Genomic DNA, 16,724 nt, shown 5'->3' with positions numbered 1-16,724 from the left:
CGCGCGTTGGCTGCCGCCGTGGCCGTCACGGTGGCGGTCGTCGTGGGCGGATTGCCCGCGCGGGCCGACCCCGTACCTTCGCCGGGCCCGACCACCACGACGACCGCACCTGCCCCGACGACCACGACCGCGCCGCTGACCGCCGCCCCCACGCCCGCCCCGTCCTCGTGCGCGCCGCAGGACTGCATCCCGCAACCGGGCAGTTCGGCACCCACCGATACCCCAGCGCCAGGAGCGACGTCCCCGCCGCCGGACGCGGGCGGCGGTCCCGGCGGGATCACCGGGTGGATCACGAAGGGCATCAACGCCGCGATCGGCGCCTTCTTCAAGACGATCATCACCGCGGCGCTGAACCCGCTACTGAAGCTGCTCGGCGACACCCTGCTGGCCACGCCGAGCCTGTCGTCGCTCCCGCGGGTCGGGGAACTGTGGCAGAACTCGTGGGAGATCGTGTTGGCGGTCTACGCGATCCTCATCGCGCTCGCCGGGATCGTGCTGATGTCGTACGAGTCTCTGCAGAGCCGGTACTCGGTCAAGGAGATCGCCCCGCGGATCCCCGTCGGGCTGCTGGCCGCCGGGCTGTCGCTGTTCCTGGCGGGCAAGGCGGTCGACCTGGCCAACGCGCTCTCGCACGCGGTGATGGGCGCCGGGGCGGACGGCGAGGGAGCCGGCAACACGCTGGCGACGTTCGTGCTGAGCAGCTTCGTGCCGGGAGCTGACCTGTTCACGGACATCATGTGGGTCGTCGTCATCGGCGTGTTGGTGGCGCTGCTGATCACGTACGTCGTGCGGGTGGCGCTGACGGTGATCCTCGTGGCGGGCGCGCCGCTGGCGCTGATGTGCCATGCGCTGCCACAGACGGACGGGATCGCCCGGTGGTGGTGGCGGACGTTCGGCGGAGTGCTGGCCATCCAGGTCGCGCAGTCGCTGACGCTCATCACCGGGATCCGCGTCTTCCTGAACCCCGGCGGGCTCGCCGGGAAGGGGCTGTTCGGCGGGGTGTCGAGCGGGCTGGTCAACCTGCTGGTGACGCTGGCGCTGACGTACATTCTGTTCAAGATCCCGTTCTGGATCCTGGGGTCGGTGCGGGTCGGCCAGGGCCGGTCGTTCGCGGGACGGGCGGCGCGGGCGTACTTGATGTACCAGACGCTGGGGATGCTGCGCGGCGCCGGGAACGCGAGGGCCGCTGTCCCCAGCGGGCCGAACGGAGTCGGGACACCGCGGCGGCCGGGCGGCGCGCCCGCCCCGGTGGCGCCGCGGCGGGCCGTCAACCCGGCGGCAGCCGCACCCGTCGCGCGTCGGCGGCCGCCCGGGCAGCCGGTGTTCCGGGCACCGGGGCAGAGCCCGCAGGCCGCGGCATCTCCGCGTCGGGCGGCCGGTCCGCCGCCCATGCCGACGTTCCAGGCTCCGGGCGCCCCTGGGACTCCCGCCCCTGTACCGCGGCCCGCGCAACCGCCGGGGACGCCGACGTTCCGCGCTCCGGGTGCGCCTGCGCGGGTACGGGCTACCGCTCGACCCACGGGCCCTCCGCCCCGGCAGCCGCTCTTCCGACAGCCGGTCCCCGCAAATCCGGTGCAGCCCCGGCGGGTGACTGCGCCGCCCCCGCCCGCCACCTTCCGCGAGCCGCGCCCCCGGGCCGGCGCCGCCCAAGTACCCCCACCGCCCCGCCGCACACCGCCAGGAGGTGATCGCCGGTGAGCCAGCCTGTACGCATCCCGGCCGACGTCGACCGCGAGGACACCGTCGTCGCGAACCTCACCGGACGCCAGTTGCTCATCCTCGCCGTCACCGGCGTCGTCCTCTACGGGACGTGGTCGCTGAGCCGCGGCTTCGTCCCCGCGGTGGTCTTCCTGCTGGGCGCCGTCCCGACCGCAGGCGCCGCGGCCTTCCTCGCACTGGGGCGGCGCGACGGCATGTCGATGGACCGGCTGGTCCTGGCCGCGGTACGGCAACGGGCCGCCGCCCGCCTGCAGATCGCCGCCCCGGAAGGGACCGACCCGGCACCCGCCTGGCTCGCCGCCCGCGTCACGTCAGGCACGGAGCACCTCGGGAAAGCGGCCGGCCCGCCGAGCCTCCCCGTCGACGGCGTGAACGACGCGGGGGTGATCGACCTCGGCTCCGACGGTCTCGCCGCGGTCGCGGCATGCGGCACGGTCAACTTCGCGCTGCGCACCCCGACCGAGCAGGAAGCTCTCGTCGCGGCGTTCGGCCGCTACCTGCACTCGCTCACCGCCCCCGTCCAGGTCCTGGTACGAGCCGAGCGCCTGGACCTGTCCGCGCAGATCGCCGAACTCCACGCCCAGGCAGCGGGCTTGCCGCACCCCGCGCTGGAGAACGCGGCCCGCGAGCACGCCGACTACCTTGTCGAGCTGGGGCGTTCGTCGGTCCTGCTGCGCCGCCAGGTCCTGCTCGTCCTGCGCGAGCCGCTCGGCGCGGCACCTCCCACCGACGGCCTCGGCGGCGCCTCACCGCTGGCCGCGCTCGCCCAACTGCGGGCGGGACGCCGCTCGGGCCTCGTCACCGAAGCCGCCCTGCGCGCTGCGGAGAACCGGCTGGCCCGGCGGCTGAGCGAGGCGGCCGAGCTGCTGGGCCCGACCGGCATCACCATCACGCCGCTGGACGCCGACCAGGCCTCCGCCGTCCTCACCGCGGCCTGCAACCCGGACAGCCTCCTCCCGCCGTCCGCCGAACTCGCCGGCCCGCAGGACGTCATCACCGGAGCGTGGCCCGACGGCGAAGAGGACCGGTCATGAGCAAGAAGCCCCGCACCCCGGCACGGCAGCGCACCGCGAGCCCCTTCGCCCCCGACACCCTCGCCGTCACCCCGCGCCGGCTGGAGGTCGGCACCGACCACGTCGCGTCCTTCGCCGTCACCGGCTACCCGCGCGAGGTCCACCCCGGCTGGCTCCAGCCGCTGCTCACCTACCCCGGCCGGGTCGACGTCGCCCTGCACGTCGAGCCCATCGACCCCGTCACCGCCGCGAACCGCCTCAAGCGCCAGCTGGCCAAGATGGAGTCCGGCCGCCGCCACACCCAGGAGCACGGAAAGCTCCTGGACCCGCACGTCGAGGCAGCGACCGAGGACGCGTACGAGCTATCTGCCCGTGTCGCCCGCGGCGAGGGCAAGCTCTACCGCACCGGCCTGTACCTGACCGTGCACGCGGCCACGGCCGAGTCCCTCGCCGACGAGGTCACCGCCGTACGCTCGCTGGCCGCGAGCCTGCTGATGGACGCCAAGCCGACCACGTACCGCAGCCTCCAGGGCTGGGTCACCTGCCTGCCGCTCGGCCTGGACCCGATCCGGATGCGCCGCACCTTCGACACCGCCGCCCTGGCGGCGAGCTTCCCCTTCACCAACCCCGACCTGCCGCCGCCCGACCCGGCCGGCACAACCGCGCCCAGCGGCGTGCTCTACGGCTACAACATCGGCTCGCAGGGCCTGGTCCACTGGGACCGCTTCGCCCTCGACAACCACAACTCCGTGGTCCTGGGCCGCTCCGGCGCCGGGAAGTCGTACCTGGTCAAGCTCGAACTCCTGCGGTCGCTCTACCGCGGCATCGAGGTCCACGTCATCGACCCCGAGGACGAGTACGCCCGCCTCACCGCCGCGGTCGGCGGCACGTACGTCCACCTCGGCGACCAGGGCGTACGCATCAACCCCTTCGACCTGCCGCTCCACACCCGCCCCGACGGCCGCCGCAGCGCACCGCGCGACGCCCTGCTGCGCCGCTCGCTGTTCCTCCACACCGCGCTCGCCGTCCTGCTCGGCGCCGAACCGGCCCCCGCCGAAAGGGCGGTGCTCGACCGCGCGATCACCTCGACCTACCAGCGGGCCGGGATCACCGGCGACCCGCGCACCTGGGCCCGTCCGGCACCGCTGCTCGCCGACCTCGCCGAGGTCCTGAGCCGGGCCGGGGACCGTACGGCCGACGAGCTGGCCGCGCGCCTGCACCCGTACGTCGAGGGCGCCTTCTCCGGCCTGTTCGACGGGCCCACCACCACCCGGCCCGAGGGGCACCTGGTCGTGTACTCGCTGCGCGACCTGGCCGACGAGCTCAAGCCCATCGGCACGCTGCTCACCCTCGACGCCGTCTGGCGCAAGATCTCCGACCCCGCGCTGCGCCGCCCGCGGCTCGTCGTCGTCGACGAGGCGTGGCTGCTGATGCGGGAGCCCGCCGGGGCCGACTTCCTGTTCCGGATGGCGAAGGCCGGCCGCAAACGCTGGGCCGGACTGACCGTCGCCACCCAGGACACCGCCGACGTCCTCGGCACCGACCTCGGCAAAGCCGTCGTCGCCAACGCCGCCACCCAGATCCTGCTGCGGCAGGCACCGCAGGCCATCGACGAGATCACCACGACCTTCAACCTGTCCGACGGCGAGCGCCAGTTCCTGCTCTCGGCCGACCGCGGACAGGGGCTGCTGTCCACCGGCACGCACCGCGTCGCCTTCCAGGCCGTCGCCTCCCCCGCCGAGCACACCCTCGTCACCACCGACCCCGCCGAGCTGGCCGCCTACGACGCCGCACCGGACGACTTCTCCCTCGACGTCGACGAGGACACCGACGGGGCGTACGCGCTGGCGGAGGACGACGACGGCTACCTCGACCTCGGCGCCGGCTGACCGGCGCGCTCCCCCTGCCTCTGCTGCGAAGGGCTCACCATGCCTCCAGCGCCCTGCCCCTCCTCCGACCGACCCTCACGGCTCCTGACGCAGAACCGCGAGATGCGGGCCATCGGCGTCTGGAACTGGACGCTCCCCGCCTGGGCCGGACGGCTGCCCGACGGGCGCACGTACAACACGTGCCCGTCCGCCGGGATCTGCCGCCACGTCTGCTACGCCCGCAACGGCACCTACCGCTGGCCGAAGGTCCGTGCCAAGCACCACGCGAACCTCGCCTTCGTCCTCGACGACCTGCCGGGGTGGGAGCAAGCGATGACCGCTGAACTCGGCGGCCGTCGCTTCCACGGCGCGTGGGTGCGGATCCACGACAGCGGCGACTTCTTCTCCGACGCCTACCTGCTGGCGTGGCTGCGCGTCATATGCGCCCGGGACGCGACCGGCTTCTACGCCTACACCAAGGAAGTCGCCCGCTTCCGCGCCCTGGTCGAGCCCGACCCGCCCGACAACCTCCTGTGGGTCTACAGCTTCGGCGGCACCCAGGACGCGGCCTTGGACGTCGCCCGCGACCGCGTCGCCGACGTCTTCCCCGACGAGCAGGCCGTCCACGACGCGGGCTGGAACTCCCAGGAGGCCAACGACCTGCTGGCCGTCCTCGGCCCACGGCTGGTCGGGATCCCCGCCAACCGCATCCCGCACTACCTCAAGCGCCTCGGCACCAGGACCTTCCGCACCTGGCAGGCCGAGGTGGACGCCGAGCGCCGCGGGGCCGGCGCCGCCCCTTCGTCCCGGCGCGCGGCTCGGTCCGGGGAGCCGACATGACGAACCCGACCGTAAGCGCCTCCCCGCTGGGCCGCTTCCTCGTCGACCCGGGCGGCACGCTGCACTCGGTCCTCCGGCAGAGCTTCGTGACGGCCACCGCGTGGGCGCCGATCGCTGCCCCGGCGCTCGCGGCCGTACTCGGCTCGGCCGCGTGGGGCCGCCGGTGGTGGCGCCGCAGGCTCCGCCGCCGCCTGGCCGCCGACGCCCGGCTGGTCGGCATCCTGCCCCCGCCCGGCACCGACCCGGCCGGCTCCGCGGCCCTGTGGGCGAACCTGCTGGGCCTGCTCCGTCCGGCATGGCGCCGCTACTGGACCGGGCAGCCGCACCTGGCCTGGGAGTACGTCTTCGACCGCGAGACGATCCGCATCCGGATGTGGGTGCCCGGCGTCATCCCGCCGGGCATGGTGGAGCGGGCGATCGAGGCGGCCTGGCCCGGCGCACGTACCCGGACGACGTCCACGGGAAGCGGATTCCTCACGGGGAAGGGCACAGTGGCGGCCGCGGGCGGCGAGCTGCGGCTCGCCCGCACCGAAGCACTGCCGATCCGTACCGACTTCCCCGCCGACCCGATCCGGGCGCTCCTCGGCGCTCCGGCCGGGCTCGGCGTGGACGAGCAGGCCATCGTGCAGGTCCTGGCCCGGCCGGTCACCGGCCGCCGGGTGAAACGCGCCCGCCGCACCGGCGCCGGGGCCTCGGCCCGCGTAGTCGCCCGGTTGCTGGACCTGCTCACCCCCGGTGCGAACCGTCCAGCCCGCCCGTCTCCCCCGGTCCAGGAGCGGCAGACCGTGCTCGCGACCGCCGCGGAGGACCGGGCGATCGTGGTCAAGCAGCGCGGGGCGTCGTACGAGACCCGGATCCGCTACGCCGTGGCCGCGGCCGGAACCGCCGAGCGGAGCCCGTCCCAGCAGGCGGCGCTGCGCGGGCGGGCGCACGCCCTCGCGGCGGCGTTCTCGGCGTACACCGAGCACAACTACTACCGCCGCGTCCGGTTGCGGCGCGTACGGGCGCGCGTCGACGAACGCCGCCTCGACCGCGGCGACCTGCTGTCCATCCCTGAACTGGCCGCGCTGGCGCACCTGCCCTGGGACGACGCCGTCCCCGCTCTGCAGCGCGCCGGGGCGCGGGCCGTCCCGCCCCCTCCCGGCGTACCCACGACCGGCGCGGCCGTCCGTCCCGTCGGTCTGACCGACTCCGGCCATTCCCGGCCCGTCGGCCTGCGCGTCCCCGACGCCCGCCACCACCTGCACGTCCTGGGTGCCACGGGCTCGGGCAAGTCCGAGCTGCTCGCCCGCATGATCCTCGCCGACGCCGAGGCCGGACGGGGTCTGGTCGTCGTCGACCCCAAGGGCGACCTGATCACCGACATCCTGATGCGGCTGCCCGAGGACGCCGGGGACAAGGTGATCCTCTTCGACGCGGGCAGCAAGGCCCGCCCGCCGGTCCTCAACCCGCTCCAGGGCGAGGACTCCGCCGCGACCGTCGACAACCTCGTGTCGATCTTCTCCCGCGTCTACTCCGCGTCCTGGGGCCCGCGCACCGACGACATCCTGCGCGCGGGCCTACTCACCCTGCGCGCCCTCCCCGGCACCCCGCTGCTCAGCGAGCTACCCCAGCTCCTGACCTCCCCCGCCTTCCGGCAGCGCGCCACCGCCCAGATCCACGACGACATCCTGCGCGGCTTCTGGTCCTGGTACGACGACCTGTCCGCGCCCGCCCGCGCCCAGGTCACCGCCCCGCTGATGAACAAGCTCCGCGGCTTCCTGCTGCGCCCCTTCGTCCGCGCAGCCCTCGCCGGCGGCCCCTCCACCGTGAGCATGGACGCCGTCCTCGACGGCGGCATCTGCCTGGTCCGTATCGCCAAGGACGCCCTCGGCACCGAGACCGCGCACCTCATGGGCTCCATCGCCGTCGCCGCCACCTGGCAGGCCGCCACCCGCCGCGCCCACATCCCGCAGCCCCGCCGCCACGACGCCGGCCTCTACCTCGACGAGGCCCACAACTTCCTCAACCTCCCCTACGCCCTGGAGGACATGCTCGCCGAGGCCCGCGCCTACCGGCTGTCCATGACCCTCGCCCACCAGCACCTGCGCCAGCTGCCGAAGGAACTCGAAGAGGGCGTCAGCACCAACGCCCGCACCAAGATCTTCTTCAACGCCTCCCCCGAGGACGCCCACCGCCTCGCCCGGCACACCGAACCCCGCCTCACCGCCCACGACCTGTCCAACCTCGACGCCTTCCACGCCGTCGTCCGCCCCGTCCTCCACGGCGCCGAAGCCCCTGCCTTCACCGCCGTCACCGAGAAGCTCCCGCCGCCCGTCCCCGGCCGCGCCCGCCTCATCCGCGCCGCGGCCCGCCGCAACGCCCTGCCGCCGCCCGACCCCGCGCCGCAGCCCACCGCCCCCGCCGCGGACCCCCGCCGCACCCCCTGACCTCCCCGGAGGTGAACCCGTCCGTGATCACCAACCCCATCCCGCAGCGCGCCCTCCGCGCCCACCGCCCGCCCCGGCCGACCCCCCGCGCGGCGGCGACCGGCGAGTACATCGCCCGCCTCGCCTCCCGGCTGACCGCCCGCGACCGCTGGATCGCCCGCATGCTCCACGAGCACAAGGTCCTCACCAGCACCCAGCTCGCCGCCATGGCCTGGCCCTCGCAGCGCTCGGCGAACATGCGGCTGCGCGAGCTGTTCACCTGGCGCGTCGTCGACCGCTTCCAGCCGTACGCGCCGTCCGGCTCCGCGCCCATGCACTACGTCCTCGACGCCGCGGGCGCCGCGATCCTCGCCCACGAGGACGGACTCGACCCGCGCGACCTCGGCTACCGCCACGAACGCGCCATCGGCATCGCCCACTCGCTGCGCCTGGCCCACACCGTCGGCACCAACGAGGTCTTCACCACCCTGATCGCGGGTGCGCGGCGCGGCGGAAGCGGGCAGCTGACCACCTGGTGGTCCGAGGCCCGCTGCGCCCGCCACTTCGGCGACATCGTCCGCCCCGACGCGTACGCCCGCTGGCAGGAGGCCGGTTCCACCGTCGAGTGGTTCCTGGAGTACGACCTCGCCACCGAGCGCCCCGACCGCGTCGCCGCGAAGCTCCCCGCGTACGCCAAACTCGCCACGACCACGGGCATCACCACACCGCTCCTGCTCTGGCTCCCCACCGCCCGCCGCGAAGCGGCCGTACGCCGCGCCCTGACCGCGGCCCTCGCCGAACTCGACCAGCCTGCCCGGGTCCCCGTGGCCACGGCGTCCACCGACCACCTCACCACCGACGGCAACCCGGCGGGCGAGCACTGGCTCCCCGTCTACGCGCACCGCCCGACGCCGGGCCGGCTGCGCCTCGCGGGGCTCCTCGCCGCGTGGCCGCAGGTCACGCCGGTAGGCAGCGGCGGTGTGGCCGCCCCCAGCCCGGGCGGACTCCTTCCCCCGTCGCCCACGCCCCCGCCAGCTTCCGTACGCACGAGCGGCTGACGCCCGTGGCGAAAGCGGTCGCGGCAGCGCTGGCCTGCTTCACCCTCCTCGTCGCACTCACCGCGGCGGGTGCGACGTCCCTCCTCTCCCCCTTCACCGGCACAGCGAGCATGGCGAGCGCCACCGCGCTGTCCGACATCCCGCCCGACTACCTCGCCCTCTACGTCGACGCCGCTCAGACCTGCCCGGGGCTGGACTGGCCCGTGCTCGCCGCCATCGGCAAGATCGAGAGCGACCACGGCCGCTCAGGCCTGCCCGGCGTCCAGACAGGGGCCAACTCCGCCGGGGCGGAAGGCCCAATGCAGTTCCTCCCGGCGACCTTCACCGCAGTGACCGCCCGTCCGCCGGGTGACCCTGGTCCGTCCCCGTACGACCCCCACGACGCGATCTACGCAGCGGCCACCTACCTCTGCCGCTCCGGCGCCCCCACCGACCTCCACCGCGCCGTCTACGCCTACAACCACGCCGAGTGGTACGTCTCCCAAGTCCTCACCCAGGCCGCCCTCTACACCAGCCCCTCAACCCTCGGCGCCCCCCGGGCCGCCACCCCGGCCGCCCTCGAAGCCCTCAACTACGCCCAGGGCCAACTCGGCCTCCCCTACGCCTGGGGCGCCACGGGCCCCACGAGCTTCGACTGCTCCGGCCTCACCCAATCCGCCTACGCAGCCGCCGGCATCCCCCTCCCCCGCACGGCCCAGGAGCAGTATCACCGCGGCCCGCACCTCCCTGCGGGCGCGCCCCTGCTACCCGGGGACCTCGTCTTCTACGGCGCCCCGAGCCACATCCACCACGTGGGCCTCTACATCGGCGCCGACCAGATGATCGACGCGCCGCACACCGGAGCCACCGTCCGCGTCGAGCCGTACCGCTACGAGGGCGACGACTACGTGGGCGCGACGAGGCCTACGCAGAAGGTGCCCGCCGCCCCGGCGCGCGTCTGACCCGCACAGGTCACCGTCGGTGGCGTGCACTGCCACACGGGTTCTCCGACAGGTACGGGCGTAGTAGGGGACGGACGCCGAAGAGCCGTCATCCCCAGGCGTCGCGCGAGGCGGACGCAACCCAATACACACCCCGGCCACCGGCCATGCGCTCGCACTGGTCAGGCCGCACAGCCACAAATTCCGGACCTGGCCACATCAGCGGCACGGATTTGGGACAGTGCCTCCCAACACATCTGCTTCACAGCGAATCCACGAGGAGAACACACAATGAGAACAGGCGCTGCCGCCGGGGTCCTGCTCTGTTCCGGCGTGCTCCTCACCGCCTGTTCGTCCTCCCCCGCCGCCAAGCCTGGCGCCCACGCCGCGCCGTCACGAACCCCCGGCGCAAGTACCCCAGCGCCGCGTCAAGCTCCGGGGGGTACCTGCACGATCTGGTTGTACGGACACGCAACACGTGCCGAGGTGACGGGCAACGGCTCCTTGGATCCCAGTGACTTGTGCGGTGGACTCGCGAAGTCGTTCTCCAGGGGCGGCGATTTCTGGACCACGCAGGCAAGCAGCACGCAGGGTGTCGTCCCCGTGGTCTGCGGCGTCCAGAAAGACGGCGTCGTGATCGTGGTCCGTGACAGCAGCAGTCAGATATACGGGCAGAGCGTGTGCAGCGCCCTGGTACAGGGCGGCTGGACCGAAGACGCGGCGGCCGAGCAGGCAGGCCAGCAACAGGACCAGGCCACAAACGAGGCCAACGCCCGAGCCAGTGCCCAAGCGTCTGCCCTGCGAGAGGCCGAGAACGCGCTCGCGACGCTCCAAGGCACCAACCGCTCCTTCACCAACGCCAAGACGGTGCGTGACGACGTCACCACGACTGACGCGGACCTGGCCAAGGAGCGCGAGGACGCCAAGGGCGGCAACGGCGACGGCTGCTACAACGTGGAGAACGTGGTCGGCTACGACGCGGAGAACGTAGTGGGCTACGACGTCACCTCCAACGCTAGTTACGACGTCGACCAGGAACAGCAGAACATAGACGGTGTACGGACCCAGATATCCACGCTGCAGCAGGCGCTGACCGCCCTGACGGCCGCAGGCCTGCCTTCGGTGCCGGGCGCCGGTGCGGCCATTGCGACTGCTCAAGCAAACAACGCCACAGCGATCGCCACGACCAACAAGGCCGTCGACCACCTCAACGGCGTTCTGAAGACCGCGTACAACATCGCCAACACCCTCGGCACCGGCGACTGTGCCGACAGCGGACCGGGCGAAACTCCGGACAGCCTTTCGCACATCTCATGAAACCGTGTCCTCGCACGCAAATCGGTTATGCACCGTTAGGGACTCTTGGGCGCGTTACCTCCGCTCACGCGGAGCGGACCGGGGTGACACCGGGGACCGCGCCGCCGTCGCCGGGTTACCTCCGCTCGCGCGGAGCAGACCGCGCCGCGGCGATCAGGCTGGACAAGTCCACCGGGTTACCTCCGCTCGCGCGGAGCGGACATCCCGCCGCGCAAACACCGGCCGCTCGTCTACGGGTTACCTCCGCTCGCGCGGAGCGGACACACGGTCCCGCAGCAGGGGGCCGGGCTGGATCGGGTTACCTCCGCTCGCGCGGAGCGGACGTGGACCCGATGAGGTAGACCCAGCGGCTCGGTGGGTTACCTCCGCTCGCGCGGAGCGGACCCCGCAGGCCCCGACATCGGCCCCATCACCAACGGGTTACCTCCGCTCGCGCGGAGCGGACCTTCACGCCTCGCTCGGGGCCTGACGCGGAGTCGGGTTACCTCCGCTCGCGCGGAGCGGACCCCAGGCCGCGTACCAGGGGGCCCAGGGCGGTCGGGTTACCTCCGCTCGCGCGGAGCGGACTTCAGCCCAGAGTGCGAGGCCTCCCAGACTGCCGGGTTACCTCCGCTCGCGCGGAGCGGACTGGGCCTGAGCCCCGCGGAGGAGCAACGGTTCCGGGTTACCTCCGCTCGCGCGGAGCGGACGGCGCCAACCCGGCGAGCGCCTCCTGCAACTCCGGGTTACCTCCGCTCGCGCGGAGCGGACGACTGACGTGGCGGCGGGTTCTCGAACACGATCGGGTTACCTCCGCTCGCGCGGAGCGGACCTCCAGCCCGACCTGTCCTGCCGCCCACGCTGCGGGTTACCTCCGCTCGCGCGGAGCGGACACGCTCGCCCAGGCCAGCGATACGCTGAAGCGCGGGTTACCTCCGCTCGCGCGGAGCGGACGTCGATGACGGCCTGAAGGAGCGGCTGAAGCTCGGGTTGCCTCCGCTCGCGCGGAGCGGACTCGTCGACGGCGTCGGAAAAGCGGTCTAGCGCCGGGTTACCTCCGCTCGCGCGGAGCGGACAGGAACGGCACGTCGGCGCCTTCGCTGACCGACGGGTTACCTCCGCTCGCGGAGCGGACCGCTTCGCGCACCACTCCAGGCCCTGGCGGGCCGGGCTACCTCCGCTCGCGCGGAGCGGACCCGTTGACCATTTTCAGGGCGGTGTGGTGTCCCGGGCTACCTCCGCTCGCGCGGAGCGGACGTCCTCGCCGCCGCCTCGTACGCCGGGGTGTTCGGGCTACCTCCGCTCGCGCGGAGCGGACTCCGCGTCGGTGAGGGCAGCAGCAGCGCGGCGCGGGCTACCTCCGCTCGCGCGGAGCGGACGGTCTTGCCCAGGCTCACGCGCTGGTGGGTTTCGGGCTACCTCCGCTCGCGCGGAGCGGACGTCAGCCGCCGGCCTCCAAGCGGCGTCAGCCGCGGGCTACCTCCGCTCGCGCGGAGCGGACACTTCCTGACCTGGACCGTTAGAGGGCCTTTGCCATCCCTTGACCCTCCCTCCTGAACGCGATCAGCGTCATTCCGTCGAAGTCCAGCGGCTCTCGCCGCTGGGTGCCGGCTGTGCGGAGAGTGAAGCCCTGTTCGTTGTCGGCGGGGTGGGCCAGGACCGCCGTGCCGGCGGCCGTGGAGGCGGAGACGGCGGACCAGAGTTCTTCGCGGACCTTGGCTGAGACGGAGCCGACGTAGAGCTCGGGGGTGACTTCGAGGAGCCAGCGGGTGAGGGCGCCGCGGAGGTGGTCGGGGACGGCGGTGGCGGCGATGACGGTCATGGAGGGCATGGTGCGGGGCCTCCCGCGTAGGGGTCAGGTGGCGTGGTTGGTGCCGCCGGGGATGGGGCCGGTGACGGGGTCCCAGAGGTCGACGAGTTGTTCCTCGGGGTCGGGGGCTTCACGGTCGGTCGTGGGGTCGAGGAGATGCTGGATGTCGGTGACGATGCGCGGGAGGAGACGGAAGAGGCGCAGCGCGTCGCGGAAGGAGCGGCGGGCCTCGGCCTCGGGGTTGGTGGAGGCGTTGAGGGAGAACGCGAGGGGGATGGTGAGGTCGGCCTTGTAGAGGTCGGCGACGTCGTAGACGAAGGCCTGCTGGTTGCCGTGGTGGACGTAGCCGAGGGCGGGTGAGCAACCCAGGGCGAGGATCGCGGCGTGGACGATGCCGTACAGGCAGGTGTTCGCGGCGGACAGGGCGAGGTTGACGGGGTCCTGGGTGTCCCAGGACTCGGGGTCGTAGGCGCGGCGGAAGCGGCCGATCTTGTACTGGCGGGCGAGGAGTTGGTAGTGGGCGCGGACACGCTGGCCCTCCATGCCGCGCAGCTGGGCAAGGGTGGTGCCCGCCGGGACGGTGCCGGCGCCGAACCGCTGCTCGTACATCGCCGTGGCAACGCTCAGGCGTTGCGTGTCGTCGGCCCAGGTGCGGACCTGGCGTTCGAGCCAGGTGGTGGTGAGGGAGTCCGGGAGAGTGGCGGCGTAGCAGCGCACGCCGCCGGAGCCGGTGATCAGCACGGTGGTGCCGTTGCGCGCGAAGGTGGCCAGGGCGCGGGCCGTGATGGAGGTGCCGGGGCCGAGCAGGACGCACGCGAGGGCTGCGGTGGGCAGGTAGAGGGTCTCGGTGCCGCGCTGCTGGCTGGTCACTTCCGCGCAGACGCCGGTGTCGTCCTGGTGGATACGGACGATGTCGAGGTAGAGGAACGACAGCGAGTCGGCAACGCGCGGCAGCATCGCAACCGTGGGGGCCGCGAGTTTGCGCCGCGCGTCGCCCGGGCCGGGCCCGGACCCACGTGGGCGGCGACGCGCGGGCGCGCTCATCCGGGCGTCCTGGCAGGCGCGATGGACAGCAGGCCGCAGCCGTACGCCTTGGCGCGTCCGATGCCTTCGACGAGCTTCGTGCGCAGCAGCTCGGCGTCGGTGATGAGCGCGGTGCCGTCGAAGCGGGTGCGGTTGTGGCTGATGCGCTGCTGGGCGGCGGCGCCGTTCTTGCCGCGTTGGCCGCGGATGCCGTCCAGCTGCTGCGAGGTGAGGGTGAGGGTGCGCAGCCCGCACGCCTCGGACTGGCGCGCCCACCACTCGTCGGCCGCGGCGCCACTCAGGGCGACGACGGCGGGCAGGCCGTAGGCGGCCCGCGTGGTGGCGCCGGGTTTGCGGACGGGGCTGGCGACGCACCGGTAACGGACGGCCAGTCCGGGGCGCAGCGCGTCGAGCAGGGGGTCCAGCGGGCGGGAGACGGCGGTGCCGTAGCCGTCGGGGAGACGGCCGACATCGGGCTGGTACGTGGACTGGAGGAGCAGGTGCGTGCCGGTCGGCGTATCCTCCGCGCGGAAGAGGACGCCGAGCTTCGCGCGCGCGTCCGAGCCGATGCCGTCGGGGAAGAGGGACATCAGCCGGCGGTGCAGGTTCACCGCCGAGCCGGCGCCACCGAGGTCGAAGGCGGCGGCGCGGTTGCGCGGGTCGGGGATGACGCGGGTGAGCCAGACGTTCACCGCAGACCCCCTTCACCGTCGAGGTAGCGGGCGAGGCTTCGGAGGGCATCGGCGCCCAGGCCGGCGTACTCGGTGTCGGGCAGCAGCACACTGCGGCGGTAGAGCGGCCGCGAGCGGTACGCGCGGTCGCGCGGGGCGAAGGACACCGGGTCATCGCTGACTTCGGACTCCGGGTGGACGCCGTCGTTGCTGCGCGGGGCGGTCGCCGTGGCGGGAACGGGCAGCCGGTCCAGCGGCCGGTCGGACAGGAACTCCACGGCGGGGCGCCCGTCACCACGCGGGGTGCGGGCGGACAGCGGCAGGCGGATGAGGTGGCGCAGGGCGTCGCTGCTGCGGCCGAGCAGCAGGGGCCCTTCGGGCGGACAGGCCCGGCGGCCGAGGAAGAGCGGCCAGCGCGGGGTGCGCAGGGCGTCGGCGCACCGGTCCAGCAGGTCGCCGTCCGCGGAGGGAGCGGTGACGGCGACGGTGAAGGCGGCGTCGGCGAGGTAGTGGCGGTGGCTGAGCAGCGTGCCGGTGTCGCCGGGTCGCTTTCCGCCGTCGGCGGTGGTGACGGTCCGGTCCGCGGACAGGCCGCCGCCGACGGTGTGCAGGTCACGCAGGTATACGCCGGGCCGGTCCATCCGGATGGTCACCGACAGGCACGCGAGGTCGTCGACCGGCTCCGTACGCAGGCGGCCCAGGGCCGCGGCGAGCAGCCCGAGGATGCCGGAGCGGGTCGGGAAGGCGGCGGTGTCGCGGTCGTTGAAGTGGCTGTGCTCGCCCCAGGACTGGAGGGGCCCGGTCAGCCGCAGCAGCAGGCCGGCTTCCGGTACGGCCGAGGGCGGGATGCCCTCGGCGGCCGCGGTGGCGGGAAGGGTGTCGGTGGTCACTCGGACGCCTCCGCCGGGCTGCCGCCCAGGGCGCTCTCGACGGCGCCGCGCACGAGGGCGTCGAAGGCCGCTTTGCGCTGACCGAGCCCGGTCAGGTCGGCGGCGGTGATCTCGCCCGCGGGCAGCCCGGCCCAGGCGGCGGACAGCACCCGGTCCTGGCCCAGGAGCGTGTTGGCGGCGTGCGCGTAGGCGGCGAGCTGCCGGACGGACGGCTGGACGTAGCCGCCCTCCGCGGTGGCGGCGACGGGCTTTTCGAAGGCGGCGGCGTAGGACAGCGGACGGTCCGAGCGGACGACGACGTGCACGAGGTCGGGGATGGTGTGCGGGGCGGTGGCGTTCTTCTTCGCCTGCGGCAGGGAGGTGATGAACGAGCTCAGGAACGCCTCGGCCAGCTCGCGGGCGGTCTGGTTCTCAGGGTCGGGACCGATGTTCGCGGCCAGGTCGCGCAGGTCGATCGTCGCGTAGCGGTAGAAGGTGCCGGCGCTGAACTCGGCGTTGCCCATGTGCCCGCTGCCGGTGGCGTCGTTCCAGGAGTCGGTGATGTCGTCGACGGCGGAGAAGTAGTCGAGCTCGACGTCCGAGCGGTGGGTGGTCAGCGCGTGCGCGACCTGCACAGCACCGTCGACGCCCGCGTCGTCCACCTCGGCGAGCATCCGGCCGAAGAGGTTGATGACCGCGTTGCGGGCGCGCAGCAGCTCCTCGATGCGCTTCTTGGGCAGCACGCTCTTGTCGCCGGTCTTCTTGATGTCCTTGGCCGCCTCCAGCTCGGCCCGGTGCTCCTCGGCGAGCGCGACGAGCTCGTCGACGGCGGGGTCCGGCAGGTAGATCATCGCGTTGGTCAGCACCCTGTTCGTGATGACCTTCTTCTCGCGGTCGGTGCCCAGCTCGAACTTGATGCTGCTGCCCGCCGCGACGTGTGCTCCCGCGCGCTGGGCCAGGGCGTCCGGCCAGCCCTTCACGACGAGTTCGCGGGTGACGCGCTCGCCGATCCGGCGGGTGCGCAGGGTGCGGTGCCCGGTCAGCTCCTCGAATGCCTCGCGGCCGGCCCGCTTCCAGGACTGGCTGCTGACGCGGGTGCGCAGCGCGTTGCCGTACTGCACCGTCTTGACCGAATTCGTGTCATCTCGGTTCAAATTGGAAAAAGGCACGGACTGGAGGATGTGGATGTCGATGAAGCGGGCGGGATCGGTGCTGCGCATGGTGTGACT

Annotated in this window: 13 protein-coding genes and 2 CRISPR repeat arrays; of the genes, 8 read left to right on the top strand and 5 right to left on the bottom strand. The window is 73.3% G+C overall.

Going from position 1 to position 16,724, the window contains the following annotated elements:
* Window positions 1-18: 18 nt before the first annotated feature.
* From IH54_RS40185 to IH54_RS0124820, 8 genes are all read left to right on the top strand, one after another.
* Window positions 19-1,698 (top strand): hypothetical protein, encoded by a 1,680-nt coding sequence (locus IH54_RS40185; protein ID WP_052397835.1) that lies wholly within the window; start codon window positions 19-21, stop codon window positions 1,696-1,698.
* The gene (locus IH54_RS0124850; protein WP_031520677.1) at window positions 1,695-2,753 is read left to right on the top strand and encodes a PrgI family protein; all 1,059 of its coding nucleotides are present in this window, start codon (window positions 1,695-1,697) and stop codon (window positions 2,751-2,753) included. The genes IH54_RS40185 and IH54_RS0124850 overlap by 4 nt, the downstream gene beginning before the upstream one ends.
* Window positions 2,750-4,621 (top strand): VirB4 family type IV secretion system protein, encoded by a 1,872-nt coding sequence (locus tag IH54_RS0124845; protein WP_052397834.1) that lies wholly within the window; start codon window positions 2,750-2,752, stop codon window positions 4,619-4,621. The genes IH54_RS0124850 and IH54_RS0124845 overlap by 4 nt, the downstream gene beginning before the upstream one ends.
* A gap of 39 nt (window positions 4,622-4,660) precedes the next feature.
* Window positions 4,661-5,440 carry a GP88 family protein gene (locus IH54_RS0124840; protein ID WP_159012051.1) on the top strand — a complete coding sequence of 260 codons (780 nt, stop codon included), beginning with the start codon at window positions 4,661-4,663 and terminating at the stop codon, window positions 5,438-5,440.
* On the top strand, window positions 5,437-7,869 hold the full coding sequence (locus IH54_RS0124835) for a helicase HerA domain-containing protein (protein WP_031520670.1): 2,433 nt from the start codon (window positions 5,437-5,439) through the stop codon (window positions 7,867-7,869). Before IH54_RS0124840 ends, IH54_RS0124835 begins: the two co-directional genes overlap by 4 nt.
* 23 nt (window positions 7,870-7,892) lie before the next feature.
* The gene (locus IH54_RS0124830; protein ID WP_031520668.1) at window positions 7,893-8,906 is read left to right on the top strand and encodes a replication-relaxation family protein; all 1,014 of its coding nucleotides are present in this window, start codon (window positions 7,893-7,895) and stop codon (window positions 8,904-8,906) included.
* A gap of 5 nt (window positions 8,907-8,911) precedes the next feature.
* Window positions 8,912-9,847, top strand: a complete 936-nt coding sequence (locus tag IH54_RS0124825) for an NlpC/P60 family protein (protein WP_199923458.1) — start codon at window positions 8,912-8,914, stop codon at window positions 9,845-9,847.
* 465 nt (window positions 9,848-10,312) lie between these two features.
* Entirely contained in the window at window positions 10,313-11,143 is an 831-nt protein-coding gene (locus IH54_RS0124820) for a hypothetical protein (protein WP_031520662.1), read from the top strand.
* 50 nt (window positions 11,144-11,193) lie between these two features.
* Window positions 11,194-12,198: direct repeats of the CRISPR family, unit length 29 nt; unit sequence CGGGTTACCTCCGCTCGCGCGGAGCGGAC.
* 90 nt (window positions 12,199-12,288) lie between these two features.
* A CRISPR array of direct repeats spans window positions 12,289-12,623; the repeat unit is 29 nt.
* An 18-nt stretch (window positions 12,624-12,641) separates the two neighbouring features.
* Here IH54_RS0124820 and cas2e read toward each other — a convergent pair.
* The 5 genes from cas2e to cas7e form a co-directional block, all read right to left on the bottom strand.
* Entirely contained in the window at window positions 12,642-12,953 is a 312-nt protein-coding gene (gene cas2e / locus IH54_RS0124815; protein WP_031520660.1) for a type I-E CRISPR-associated endoribonuclease Cas2e, read from the bottom strand.
* Window positions 12,954-12,977: 24 nt separating this feature from the next.
* Window positions 12,978-13,889, bottom strand: coding sequence for a type I-E CRISPR-associated endonuclease Cas1e (gene cas1e, locus IH54_RS0124810; protein ID WP_107060242.1), 912 nt, complete (start codon window positions 13,887-13,889; stop codon window positions 12,978-12,980).
* Between the two features lie 83 nt (window positions 13,890-13,972).
* Entirely contained in the window at window positions 13,973-14,647 is a 675-nt protein-coding gene (gene cas6e / locus IH54_RS0124805; protein ID WP_031520656.1) for a type I-E CRISPR-associated protein Cas6/Cse3/CasE, read from the bottom strand.
* Window positions 14,644-15,474 (bottom strand): type I-E CRISPR-associated protein Cas5/CasD, encoded by an 831-nt coding sequence (cas5e, locus tag IH54_RS0124800; RefSeq protein WP_031520655.1) that lies wholly within the window; start codon window positions 15,472-15,474, stop codon window positions 14,644-14,646. Before cas5e ends, cas6e begins: the two co-directional genes overlap by 4 nt.
* Window positions 15,475-15,512: 38 nt before the next feature.
* Window positions 15,513-16,715: a type I-E CRISPR-associated protein Cas7/Cse4/CasC gene (gene cas7e, locus IH54_RS0124795; protein ID WP_031520654.1), complete on the bottom strand. Its 1,203-nt coding sequence runs from the start codon at window positions 16,713-16,715 to the stop codon at window positions 15,513-15,515.
* Window positions 16,716-16,724 lie beyond the last annotated feature (9 nt).

Source organism: Streptomyces sp. NRRL F-5123, assembly GCF_000721495.1.
Lineage (GTDB): Bacteria > Actinomycetota > Actinomycetes > Streptomycetales > Streptomycetaceae > Actinacidiphila.
Note: the sequence above shows the minus strand (reverse complement) of the source record. Positions and strands in the feature narration are given on the sequence as shown.

What these genes read in the sequence shown, in the direction of transcription:
- cas1e (WP_107060242.1), bottom strand. Translation starts at nt 13,889, where the DNA reads ATGCTGCCGCGCGTTGCCGACTCGCTGTCGTTCCTCTACCTCGACATC.
- cas7e (WP_031520654.1), bottom strand. Translation starts at nt 16,715, where the DNA reads ATGCGCAGCACCGATCCCGCCCGCTTCATCGACATCCACATCCTCCAG.
- IH54_RS0124845 (WP_052397834.1), top strand. Translation starts at nt 2,750, where the DNA reads ATGAGCAAGAAGCCCCGCACCCCGGCACGGCAGCGCACCGCGAGCCCC.
- IH54_RS0124840 (WP_159012051.1), top strand. Translation starts at nt 4,661, where the DNA reads ATGCCTCCAGCGCCCTGCCCCTCCTCCGACCGACCCTCACGGCTCCTG.
- cas2e (WP_031520660.1), bottom strand. Translation starts at nt 12,953, where the DNA reads ATGCCCTCCATGACCGTCATCGCCGCCACCGCCGTCCCCGACCACCTC.
- IH54_RS0124835 (WP_031520670.1), top strand. Translation starts at nt 5,437, where the DNA reads ATGACGAACCCGACCGTAAGCGCCTCCCCGCTGGGCCGCTTCCTCGTC.